3 protein-coding genes are annotated in these 13,046 nt (G+C 69.9%); 1 reads left to right on the forward strand and 2 read right to left on the reverse strand.

Annotated elements, in window-relative coordinates:
• Nucleotides 1-4 precede the first annotated feature (4 nt).
• Both ACYVOK_RS31535 and ACYVOK_RS31540 read right to left on the reverse strand, forming a co-directional pair.
• A complete protein-coding gene (locus ACYVOK_RS31535) occupies nt 5-10,078 on the reverse strand; it encodes a calcium-binding protein (protein WP_460666230.1) in 10,074 nt (3,357 codons plus the stop codon).
• A gap of 404 nt (nt 10,079-10,482) precedes the next feature.
• Nucleotides 10,483-10,959: a hypothetical protein gene (locus tag ACYVOK_RS31540; RefSeq protein ID WP_460666231.1), complete on the reverse strand. Its 477-nt coding sequence runs from the start codon at nt 10,957-10,959 to the stop codon at nt 10,483-10,485.
• 6 nt (nt 10,960-10,965) lie between these two features.
• Here ACYVOK_RS31540 and ACYVOK_RS31545 point away from each other — a divergent pair, with 6 nt between their 5' ends.
• A complete protein-coding gene (locus ACYVOK_RS31545) occupies nt 10,966-13,044 on the forward strand; it encodes a bifunctional polysaccharide deacetylase/glycosyltransferase family 2 protein (protein ID WP_460666232.1) in 2,079 nt (692 codons plus the stop codon).
• The last annotated feature ends 2 nt before the right edge of the window (nt 13,045-13,046 follow it).

Genomic DNA, 13,046 nt, shown 5'->3' on the forward strand with positions numbered 1-13,046 from the left:
TCAATCAGTCCGAACAGGCCACCGGTTCGTCGAAGTGCCCCGGCGTCCCCGGGTACGCCGGCCCGACGGCGTGGGTGTTGTAGTCCGGGTTGTAGGCGAAGGCCAGTTCCCGGTACGCCGACGTCCCGGCCGTCGTGACGTCCGTCACAGACCGTCCGGCGCCAGACCCCCAGGCCAACGAGGTCAGGAACCCGTGCATCGCCGGGGAGTGCTGGCGGACGTCGTTGAACCCGCCGTACGCCGCGTTGCAGTGGGTGTACAGGTTGTACGCGCCGTTCCAGTCCATCAGCCGGTCACCGGCGTTCGGCCCGTTCTGGGCCACGTCGGCCTGCATCACGTCCCGGTCCCAGCCGCCGTAGATCCAGTCCGTGCCCTGGTGGTGGTTGTTGTTCGCCAGGCTCGCCGGGCCGGCCGTGTCGTCGTCCTTGCCGGTCAGCTGGAACCAGAGGCACGGGTCGACCGTGACACCGTTGGCCGTCACCGGCCAGTCGCCCGGGGCACAGTTGCCGGGGAACGAACCCCGCGGGTTGAAGTCGAGCAGGTCCGACCCGGCCACGTCCTGCTTGGCCGCGTCCGACTCGCCGACGCCACCGAAGACGTGGTCCACGAACCGGTCGTTCGTCCCGCGCGCGTCGGGATCGAACGCGCCGTTGGTCAGGCAGTCCGGCGTGGCCGCGTCGAGGACCGGGTCACAGCCCTTGCCGCCCCACAGCACGTCCTCACCGTCGGCGCCGAACACCTGGTCGCCGCCGCTGTCACCGTTGGCGAGGTCGTCGCCGTACCCGGCGTGGATGTTGTCCGCACCCGCACCGCCCCGGAGCCGGTCCCGGCCGCCCACAGAGATGCCGTCGTGCGGCATCTCGGCGGCGGTCGAGGCACCGATCCACTGGTCGCCGTCGACGTCGTGCTCGAGGTCGACCCGCCGGTCGTAGGCCGTACGCCGGAAGCCGACGTAGGTCTCGGCCGGTGGCGAGGTCAGCGAGAAGGTGAACTGCGCCGGGCTGTCACCGGTGTCGAGGTACTGGTTCACCACGCCACCCCGGTCACCCAGGATCGCGTCCTCGCCCGACTCGCCGTGGACGGTGTCGTCACCGAGCTCGCCGTACAGGTCGTCGTCGTCCTGCCCGCCGAAGACGGTGTCGTTCCCGTCCTGACCCCAGATCCCGTCGTCGCCCGCTTCGCCGTACAAGGTGTCGGCGCCGAAGGCTCCGGTGACCTCGCACGTCGCCTGCGCCTCGGTGCAGAACCGCGTGCTCGGGTCACCCAGATCCGGGTCGTGGGTCCGGGCCACCGTCGCGCCGGCCGGCGGTGCGCCGTTCGGGTAGCGATCGGCGTACACCCGCTCGGTCCCACCGGTGACGGTCCGCAGCAGCGATCCGTTGTCACCCAGAACGACGTCGTCCGCGCCGTCGGCCTCGACCGTGTCACCGGTGTCGCGGAAGCCCTTGGCCGAGCTGCCGCCGATCAGGTCGTCCTGACCGTCAGGTGCGGTCGCACCCTCCAGGAGGGCCGGCGCACTCGCCGTACCGGGCCAGCCCGGGTCGGCGAGCGGCTGGACCGTGGTGAACGGCGAGTCCGCGGCCAGCGAGAGGTCGCCGCGCATGACGTCCGCTCCACCGTTGCCCTCGGCGTAGTCCGCGCGGGCACCGCCGGACACAAAGTCACCACCGTCCTGGCCGTACAGCACGTCCACACCGTCGCCACCCGACATCCGGTCCGCACCGAACCGGTCGGCCGGCGGAAGCGCGGCGAGGTCGTAGCGGTTCACGATCCGCGGCGCCATCGGCGTCCCGGCCTCCGTACCGAGCCGGACGGTCGCCCGGGTCGGCAGCTGGCCGGGAGCCGGCCGCAGTACGGCGGCGTTGTCGCCGGTGACGACGTCATCGCCAGGACCGCCGTGGATCGCGTCGGCGGTGTCCAGCTGACCTGTCGAGCCACTCAGCGGCGTCGAACTGCCACCGACAAGGTCGTCGTCGGCCAGATCGCCCTCGATCCAGTCGCTCGCCTGACCGCCTTCGACGTAGTCGTCGTCACCGTCACCCTTGGCCCGGTCGGCACCACCCTGGCCGTAGAGCACGTCCTGACCCTCACCACCCGACATCTGGTCGTTGCCAGAGGTGTTGGCCGCCGGAGTCAGCCCGAGGTCGAGAAGTGTCACGACATGGCCCTGTTGGAAGCCGCGCTGCCTCGTCACCGGGGTCGCCGCCGCCGGGTCGGTGGTCAAGGCGAGGACCGCGTTGTCACCGGCCAGCAGGTCCGGACCTTCGTCACCGAACAGCAGGTCGCCGGCGTCCGGTCGGCCGACCCCGTCCGACGCCTGCTGGAACGACCCACCGGCGATCGCGTCCTCGCCTGCGTTGCCGTGCACCACGTCGGAGCCGTTGTTGCCCTCCAGGTGGTCGTCGTCACCGTTCCCGTCCACGACGTCGCCACCGAGACCGCCGTACGCGACGTCGTTGCCGTCACCACCGCGGATCCGGTCACCGGTGCCGGCCGCGGGCGTCTCCCCGTCGAGATCCAGCGGTACGGCGAGTTCGCCGGCCGTGCCGTTGTCACCGATCAGCCGGTCGTTGCCCAGGTCGCCGTACAGGTCGTCGTCGCCGGTGTCGGTACGGCCCGCCGCACGGGTTCCGCCGTACAGGACGTCGTTGCCGTCGCCACCGGTCACCCAGTCCTTGCCGTTGTTGCCCTCGACGACGTCCGGGTCCAGACCGCCGTACCCGGTGTCGTCGCCGCCGTTGCCGAAGACCTGGTCGACGCCCGCGTCGCCGTACAGGATGTCGGCCTCCGAACCGCCCCAGAGCTGGTCCGCGTCCCCGCCACCGCGCAGGGTGTCCTTGCCCTGCTGGCCGCAGACGAGGTCGTTGCCCCCGGCAAGTTCAGCCAGGTCGTCCGCGCCGCCGGCCGAGACCGTGTCGACCCCGGCACCGCCGAGGATCCGGTCGTTGCCGTCACCGGTGTCCGCACCGGTGCTCTCGTCGATCGGGTCGGACGTGACCGGCGTACCGGCGGCACACTTTTCCGCGTCGATCCGCTTGTCACCGAACACCGTGGCCGGACCGTCGCCGCCGTAGATGTGGTCGTTGCCCAGACCGCCGACGAGGGTCTTCGCGTTGGACTGCACCCCGGCCGGAAGCGGCTGCTTGTCGACCTTGCGGAGCGGGCCGAAGCCCTGGTCGGTTCCGGTCACGTCGCCCACGGCCGCCGGCTCGGCGATCACGTAGTCGTCACCGGGACCGCCGTACACCGCATCGGTGCCGTAGCCGCCGGTGAGGACGTCGTTCTTGCCGCCGCCCCGGATCGTCGCGCCCTGGTCGCCCAGCGAATGACTCGTCACGGTCTCGATCGCGTCACTGCCCCAGACCTGGTCGTTGCCGGTCCCGGTGTCGACGGTGTTGATCGCGTCCCCATCGTCCGGCCCGGACGCGTCGACGCCGAACTCGCCCTCGGCCGCGGTGAAGATCCGGTCGGCATTGGAACCGCCGGTGATCCGGTCGCTCCCGCCGTCACCGACCAGCGTGTTCACGCCGGCCTTCTTGGACCCGTCCGGCGCGTCGGTCGCGACCGCCAGCTTGTCGTCGCCGGCGTTGCCACGGGCCTTGTTCGTGCCGAGGCCGAGTCCGATCGTGTCGTCGCCCGGCAGCGGCCCGTCGGTCTGCGTGGTCGGGTCGGCGATCGCCTCCCAGTTGAAGACACCGTCCAGTTTCCTGGTCCCGCCGCCGTCCTGGGCGTTGTGCGTCACTGTGCGCTCGACCCGGGCGTTGCCCAGCGACGCGTCGCCGCTGACCTTGTCGTCGCCGTTGCCGACCGTGATGGTGTCCTTGCCCGGACCGCCGGCCACGACGGCCTTCGAGGCCGCACCGCCGGTGTCACCGGTGACGATGATGTCGTCGCCGCCGCGGCCGTCGACGTACGACAGACCGCGTCCGGTGGTGATCACGTCGGCCGCCTTGCCGCCGATCACGACCGCGTCCTTGTCGAAGACCGCCGGGTTGTCACCCGCCGCGCCGCCGGACTGCTTCTTGCCGTCGCCGATGAACGTGATCGCCATCGGCTTGGCGTAGTCCTCGCCGTCGACCACGACCCGCTTCAGGTTCGGGTCGAGGTACTCGCGCCGTTCGCCGAGCATCTCCACGGCGAAGCCGTCGAAGTTGCCGTTGGCACCGGTCGGGTCGGCGGGGGTCTGCGCGTAGTGCAGCGAGATCACCTTGACGGTGTCCTTCTCCACCGGTTCGGCGTCGTTCGACCACGGCGCGCCGCGCTGGGCGTCCTTGCCGAACTTCCCGGCGAACACCACCAGCGTGTCGCCGACCGTGCCACCGAGTTTCGGCGGCGGCGGTTCGCAGTCCGGTGCCACCGAGAAGTCGAGCAGCGTCACGTCGGCCAGCGTGAAGCTGAACGACACCGAGAAGATGCTCACCCCGATGGTGATGTAGACCCGCAGGAACAGCGACAGCCGGCCGCTGACCGTGAACAGGCACAGCGGGTTGTTCAGCGCGGCGTGCAGGAACTCGCTGACCCGGAACTTGCCGTCCTTGTTCGGGTCGTTCCAGGAGAAGCCGATGGTCAGCCGCAGGCCGCCCTCGATGCCGACCGTGATGACCACCGCGCTGACCGCGGCACCGGCCGCGATCTCCCCGGTCAACTGGACGACCGGAAGCGGTGCGCCGGCGTCGTCCACGGTCTTGAAGAACAGCCCGTCCAGGACGTCCACCGCGTCGACCGGCGTACCGTTCTGGGCCGCCTCGACCGCCTTGCGGATGCCGTAGGTGTCCAGGCCGGCCACGATGCGCAGGCTTACCGACGCCGACCCGGCCAGCGTGACGAACACGGGTGGCGGCGCGTAGACCGGGCCGAAGGCCTGCCGCCAGCTGAAGCCGAGGGTGAGCGGGCCGGAGTCGAACTCGACCAGCGTCACGTCGCCGCCCATCAGCAGGTTGAAGGCCGTCGCCGGCTTCTCCAGGATCGGGAAGCTGAACCCGGACTTCTCCGCGTCACCCTTCTCCGCGGCCAGCCCGGTGCCACCGAAGACCGGGTGCCCGGCGGCGTTCGGGTTGTCGTTCTTGCTGTTCAGCGCCGACTTGATCTCGGCCGGCGACTTCTCCGTGACATTGGCGTACATCTTGTCCGCCGTGGTCGGGGAGTTGCTGGTGGTGAGCGCCTTGTCCCCGGCGATCTCGAAGTCGCCCAGCGGGACGTAGCAGTCGTTCGGATCGGCCGCGTTGCAGCTGGGCAGCCGGTTGATGAACTCGATCACCGCCTTGACCGTGTCGACGAAGTCCAGCTTCGGCCCGTCGGCCAGCGTGCTGAACGTCTTCGCGAGCGTCATCAGCGTGACGTCGTCGCCACCTGCCATCCGGCTCAGGTCGGACAGCACCGGGATCGGCGCGTACAGCGTGTCCATCACCGGCTGGAGCGGCCCGGTGACCCGTTTCATCTCCTTGACCACGTCACCGAGCAGACCTTCGAAGAATGTGCCGGCATTGATCCCGACGTCCTTGAAGGCGATGTACGGCGCCGGCGCGGCGTCGGGAGCCTGGTTGTCGAAGGCCCACTTCAGCTGGAAGTTCGCCCGCACGCCCGGGAAGGCGGAGTCCACCTCGGCCCGGACGATCCAGTCCAGCACGAACGCGCCCTTGATCGAGACCCCGAACAGGCCCTCGGTGCTGCCGAGGTCGGCGAACTTGATCTTCGCCTCCTCGACCGGTGCGCAGGCGGCCTCGTTGCCCTTGAAGCAGCTGCCGTCACCCGGCGCCTTCAGGTCGAGCTGGAACGCGCCGGCGAACAGCGGCAGGGACTTGTCGTGCCCCGGACCGTCGGCCTTGTCGACGTTGACCTTGATGAAGGCCAGTTCGGCGACCATGGTGTCCGGCAGGTCGAACGCCAGCCCGACCTGGAGCTCGGGCAGTGCCTTGTTCTCCGCACCCCAGCCGTCGTGGGTGTTGACGAAGAACCCGTCGTCCTTGGTCAGCCCGACCCGGAAGTGCAGCGCGAAACCGGCCGCGACACTGATCCCGTCGGTACCGTCCTTCCCCTGCCGCAGCGCCAGACCCGGGATGCCGATGTCCAGCGGGATGTTGGTCTTGTAACAGGGCTTCGGTGCCCCGGTGTCCTCACAGCCCTTGTCCGGCGTCACCTTGCCGCGCTGCGCGGTGAAGTCGAGGAACGCTCCGGTGATCTTGTCCAGCGGGCAGACCTCGAGTGCCTCGGTACAGGTGAAGGTGACCTCGATGTCCGTGGCGGCGATGTTCACCTCGGCGAGCGCGGTCGCGAGCCGGCCGTTGATGAAGTCCGCGAACTCCTTGGAGTTGGCGGGCCGGCCGGCACCGGGGAGCTCGTTCCAGATCGACGCCCGCAGTTTCGCCCGCAGGTCACCGATGAAGTCGGCGCCCTGCTGCAGGTCCTCACCGACCAGCGGCAGCTTGCCCTGCAGGCTCGCCGTACGGAAGGCCTGTTCGACCAGGGCCAGGTAGCCCTCGATGCCGTCCCCGAAGTTCTTGAAGTCGAGCAGCGCGGCGGTGAGCCGGTCGTCGAGGTCGTCGGGAAGCTGCAGTTCCTTCAGCGCGGCGTCCGGCGCCGGCAGGTTGTCGTCGAGGTCGAGCAGATCGGCCGGGTTGGTGGAGTCCGGCACCCGCAGCGCGATGGTGCCGATCGGCGCCCAGCCCGCCTCGGTGCCGGTGTTGTTCAGGTAGATCGGCAGGTTGCCGCAGACCATCAGCGGTGTGGTGACCGACTCGCCACAGGTCACGGTTCCGTTGGTGGCGTTGAAGTCGACCCCGACGGCGCCGAGGAAGTCGCTGAACGAGACCGGGGTGTCCGCGCTCGCACCGGACTTCGCCAACGCGATGCTCAGGTCCGCCTTGGCCTGCGCCTTCTCCGCGGCCGGAGCCCCGGCCGCCGGGTTGCCCAGCGCGATCGACAGCGGACCGATGACGCCCCGGATGACGCCGTTCTCCAGCTTCGCCTTCGCACCGATGCTGATCGAGGAGTCCTCCAGCACCTTGAGCGAGGCGGCGTCCGACGGGCCCTCACCGGCCTCGAGCGGGAGGACCAGGCCGACCTTGACCCGGCCGTCGACGTCCACCTGGGCGAGACCGGTCGCCTGTGCGCCGGCGAACGTCTGGTTCGCGCCGTTCAGGCTGCCCAGCGACAGTTTCACCGGCGACGCCGCGCGGTACTTCCGCTTCCAGTCGACGTCGAGCACCAGGTTCGGCTTGCCGTCCTTCTCCAGGTACCGGAACTTCACACTGTCCGTGCCGAGCGCCTTGTTCAGCAGCACGACCGCGTCCTGGATGCTGTCCGGCGTGTTCGCCAGCAACTGGTCGGTCACGTCGTCGAGGGCCGACCTCATCATGTACGCCGTACCCGCGGCCGGGATCGACTCCCACGGCTTGGTCAGCGTGAGCGTCTTCCCGTCCGGCGACACCGACTTCACGATCGCCACCTGGCTGCCGACCACGATCGACCGGCCCACCAGGGACGGCGTGAACACGTTGTCACCCGCGCGGGTCGCGTCGGTCACGGTGTCGGTGCCGTAGCTGACGCCGGTGCCGGCGTTCGACTCGTCGCTGACCAGCAGGTCGCGCAACGACTTTCCGAGGCCCGGGATCTCCTTGTCGTAGACCCCGCCGCTGGCGCCCGGGTTCGCCTTGGCCAGCTGCGCGGACAACGTCTGCAGGGCCTTGATCAGGGCGGTGAACAGCGCCTTCGGGTCGTTCGCGTCGAAGTCGAGCCGGAAGATCTCGGACAGGTCGGCGGTGTCGAGGGACAGCGTGGCCGGATCGGTCAGATCGGTCCACTTGGCCTTGAAGGCCGTGGTGGCTCCTGCGGGCAGGAACTGTTCCGCACCCGGGACGCTGACCGACAGGTCGCCGTACGCGCGGACGTTCACGTCGACATCCAGCAGCGTGGCGGGCGAGTCGACGAGTTGCTTGAAGAGCTCGGAGATCCGCAGGTCGCCCTGCGGCTTGAGTCCGACGCTCAGCATGTGGCCCGTCGGCGTACCGGCCGGGCAGGTCTCGGCGAGCGAGGAGTTGCAGACCTTGAGCTGGCCGTTGACCTTCACCTCGAAGAAGCCCGCGTTCGCGGTCAGATCCACCGCGGTGTCGATCGGGAAGTCCGCCGAGAACAGCGCCGAACCGGTCCGGATCAGGACCCGGTCGGTGTTCAGCGGCAACGCCGGTACGACGGTGTCGAGCGGACCGTTGTGCTGGGTGAACGGACAGGCCTGGGTGCTGCCGAGGAAGCCGATGCAGTCGTTGCCGGTCTTGGGGTCCTGCAGGTCCAGCACCAGGGTCAGCGCGGCGCTGAACGACGGTGTGACCTTCGCGAACGTCTGGTCCGCGTTCGCGTTGACGATGCCGTGGCCGCCCTGGTCGATCCGGTTCGCGAACGTGACCGCGCCGACGTGCGGTTCGGAGCCGGCGATCACGTACGGCGTGTCCTTGGCCGGGGTACCGCCGATCCAGTCCTGCTTCAGCGTGATCGTCGCCGCGTCGTTGCCGATCACCTCGCCGGCCGACGTCCCGGCGACCACGCGGCGGCCGAGCCACTGGTTCGGCTTCCAGCCGGCGCCCGCGACGGTGAGTGTCTTCGCGCCGTACGTCGCGACCTTGCCGGACGCCTCGATGCTGATCGGATCCAGGTCGGTCTGCGCACTGGTCTTGGTCATGTTCAGCGTCAGCGCGAGCTTGCTCGCCGCCGCGTCCCAGTCCAGGTTGCTCAGGTCGATACCGGTCGCGGTGTCGAGCTTCTTCAGCAGGTCCTGCAGCGACGTGAACGTCGGCTTGCCCGCCTGGGCCGGATCGGTGACACCCGGGACGAACCCGGGCTGACCGGGCGCGGGCACGGTGTTGGCCGCGATGAAGTCCTTGAGCACCTGGTTGACCTGGACCGCGTCGGCCAAGGTGCCCTTCATGAACGGGAGGTCCAGGTCGCCGATGGTCGGCAGCGGCCCGTCCTTGTCCGGATCGAACTTCGCCTTCTGTACGGCGGTGAGCGTGGCGACCACCTGGGCGAGGCCCTCGGCCAGGTCCTGCAGGCTCATGTTCTGGAACCGGCCGACGGTTGCCGCGAGGTCGGGCGCGGTCACGACCGGGGCGCCGGTGCCGATGTCGGCCCAGTCGACGTTGACCGTCGTAGTGATCTCACTCGGCAACGCGGCCGGAATCCCGGCCGCGGCGGCACCCAACTGGAAGCTCGCATGGACGGACCCGCGCGAGTTCGGGTCGGAGTCGTCGATCGGCAGCGAGCCCTGCGGGTCGAGGCCGACGCTCAGCAACCCCTCCAGCGAGCCCGGCTGGGCCAGCTCGCCGGCGGCGCCGAAGAACAGCTTGCCGTCGTTGTCCGGGTCGCTGACCGTGCCGGCGAAGTGTGCGTCCAGGTCGAGCGTGGAGCCGGTGAGCGAGACGCCCAGGATGCCGATGGCGGCCTGCGCGGTGGCGTTGTCGATGCTCGCGTGCGCGTCGACGTCGAGGCGCGGGGTGCTGTTCGACCGGACCAGGTAGACCTTGTCGTCGGCCAGGCCGGTCCAGACCAGGCTGAGCGCGAACCGCGACTTCAGCGTGGCCGTGATGCCGTCGGACACGGCCAGCTCGACCTTCGGCGACGCACTGGTGAGGCGCAGGTCCTGCTTGGTCACCGTCTTGTCCACGGTGACGACGACGTCGAGCTTCTTGCCCTCGCCCAGATCGCTGACCGACGTCTCGAGGTGGCCGCTGCGGTCACCGTCGATCGTGATCGGCTCGTCGACCTCCAGGTCGCCGAAGTCGCTCGCGGTCTTCAGTTCGTCCGCGATGCCCTTGGCCACCACGTCGTTCAGTCCGAGTAGGCCACCCGGACTGGCTCCGACGAGTGGTAGCTGTTCGCCCAGCTTGTCGATCGACGCGAGCCCGGAGGTCCACGTGGCCAGGCTGTTCGCCTCACCACCGGCACCGAGTGCCGCGAGCAGATCGTCCACACCGGCCTCGGCCGCACGGGCCGGTTGTGGCGTGTAGACGATCAGGCCGATCAGCAGGCTGAAGGCGGCGACAACCGCCGTCAACCGCGAGTGGACGAGCATGCGAGCACGACGGACCATCCCCATGGTTCACCCCCGCGGCCCCAGAGCCCGCGCTCCCCCCACGGTCGCGCAGTGGGCGACCCCCCGGCCGCCGGGCAAACCTAGATGACCCAGAGTCACTCTGGCAATACCTCAGGTGCCCTTTTGGGCACACCTGACCTCCGGGTAACTCCGCGGCCTGGTCCGTCCGGGCGTGTCGCGAGCGTCGGACAGACGGCTCGCGACCCGGAGATCCTTGCGATACAAGCGTTTGACGCATCTCAGCGGAGGTGTTCGGTGGTGCCCAGGCGCGGTCGGGGCTAGTAGGATCTCGCGCTTGTGAAGCCGCCCTCCGCTCGGCGGCCGGTTTTTCTCGACTCGACCGGGCGCCGTCATCGCACCATCCGCCGTGCCGGCGCGGTTCTCGCGGTTCCGACCGTCGGCTACGTGATCGTGCTGGCCAGCAGCCTGCTCGGGGGGCCCAGCCTGGACACCCCGCTGGTTCCGTTGCCGGAGGCGGTCAAGCCGGCACCCGGGAAACCGCTCGTCTCGCCCGGTCCGGCCGCCGTACAGTCGGTGCGCCCGAGTGAGGTGGCCGCGACGCCGGAGCGCGAGACCGAGCCGACCAGCACACCGAGTTCGGGTAGTACGCCGGTCTCGAGCAGCACACCGCGGCCGACCGGCACGCCGACCGTCGTACCCACTCCGACCATCGCACCGACCACTCCGGTCACCGGTTCGCCCACGGCTCCGCCCGGCAAGCCGACCACGCCGCCGACGACGGCACCCACGACGGCCACTCCGACGACCACGCACACCAGCAACAAACCCACCGTGCCGCCGGGCCGGACGAAGTCGCCGTCCAGGCCGTGAGCCGTCCCGTCGCGCGGCGTGCGAAGCCCGTCCCCCTGCGCACCCACTGGATCGTGCTGACCGTTCTGCTCGTCTGCCTGTCGAGCATGCTGGTCCTGCACGGCTACACGCATCACATGTTCGGCACGCAGCCGGACGGTGCTGTCACACCCCAGGGCGGGAACACCGCCGTACCGCGGCAGGTCCTCGACGGCGGTCCCGTGATCGACGCGACGCCCACCGACATCCGCTCGGTGCGCCCGGCCGCGCGGACCATCGCGCTGACGTTCGACGACGGTCCTGATCCGGCCTGGACGCCCAAGGTCCTCGACCTGCTCGCGGCACAGCAGGTGAAGGCGACGTTCTTCGTCGTCGGGACCGAGGTCGCCGCCCATCCCGAACTGGCCCGCCGGATCGTCGCGGAGGGCCACCAGATCGGCGTGCACACGTTCACCCACGCGAACCTGAGTACGGCGGCCGGCTGGCGACGGTCGCTCGAGCTACGGCAGAGCCAGCTGATCCTGGCCGGCGCGACCGGGATGATCACGCCGCTGCTGCGGCCGCCGTACTCGTCCGAGCCGGGCGAACTGACCGACGCGGACTGGTCCGCGATCAAGGCGGCCCGACGGGACGGGTACCTGACCGTGCTGAGCACGCAGGACAGCGAGGACTGGCGGCGCCCCGGGACGACCGAGGTCATCGCCAACTCGATGCCGCGCGGCAGCACGGGCGAGGTGCTGCTGCTGCACGACGCGGGTGGTGACCGGAGCGAGACGATCGCGGCGCTGGGCAAGCTGATCCCGAGGCTGAAGGCGCGCGGGTTCAGGTTCGCGACCGTGAGTGACGCGGTCGGTCTGCCGCAACCGGTCCACCAGGCCGGCCTGGTGGAGCGTGCGCGTGGCCTGGCCGCCATCTGGGCGCTGCGGATCAGTGACGGCATCCTGAGCCTGCTGACCTGGTTCCTGTACGCCGCCGGCGCGCTCAGTGTGCTCCGAGCGATCACCACCGTGGTCGCGGCCCGGCGGCATGCCCGGATGCGGGACTGGGCGTGGGGTGACCCCGTCACCGAGCCGGTCAGCGTGATCGTCCCGGCGTACAACGAGAGCGCCGGGATCGAGGCGGCGATCCGGTCACTGGTCACGTCCGACCACCCGATCGAGGTGATCGTCGTCGACGACGGCTCGACCGACGGTACGGCGGACATCGTGGAGGCGCTGCGGATCCCGGGCGTCCGGGTGATCCGGCAGCGCAACGCGGGCAAGCCCGTCGCGCTCAACACCGGGTTGCGGGCGGCGCGCTTCGACCTGATCGTGATGGTCGACGGTGACACGGTCTTCGAGCCGGACGCCGTGCGGATGCTCGTGCGGCCCTTCGCCGACCCGTCCGTCGGCGCGGTGTCGGGGAACGCGAAGGTCGGCAACCGGGGTGGGTTGCTGGGGCGCTGGCAGCACATCGAGTACGTGGTCGGCTTCAACCTGGACCGGCGGCTGTTCGACCTGGCCGAGTGCATGCCCACCGTTCCCGGTGCGGTCGGGGGTTTCCGTCGTACGGCGCTGGAACGCATCGGCGGACTGAGCGACGTGACGCTGGCCGAGGACACCGACCTGACGATGGCGCTGTGCCGCGACGGGTGGCGCGTGGTCTACGAGGAGCGTGCGATCGCCTGGACCGAGGCACCGGCGTCGCTGGGTGCGCTGTGGCGGCAGCGGTACCGGTGGTGCTACGGGACGTTGCAGGCGATGTGGAAGCACCGGGGTGCCTGGGTGCAGCGCGGTCCGGCCGGCAAGCTCGGCCGACGCGGCCTGACCTACCTCCTGCTGTTCCAGGTGCTGCTGCCGCTGCTCGCACCGGTGGTCGACGTGTTCGCGCTCTACGGCCTGCTCTTCCTCGACCCACTGCGGGTCGGGCTGGTCTGGCTGGGCTTCTTGGCGCTGCAACTCGGGATGGGCCTGTACGCGTTCCGGCTGGACGGTGAGCGCGCCGGGCCACTCTGGACGCTGCCGCTGCAGCAACTCGTCTACCGGCAGCTCATGTACCTGGTCGTCATCCAGTCGGTCTTCACCGCCCTCGCCGGCTCCCGCCTCCGCTGGCAGAGAATGGAACGCTACGGAAGCCTCGACGCACCGCGTACTCCGGCCGGCGCACGGTCCTGACC

This window comes from Kribbella swartbergensis, assembly GCF_054784135.1.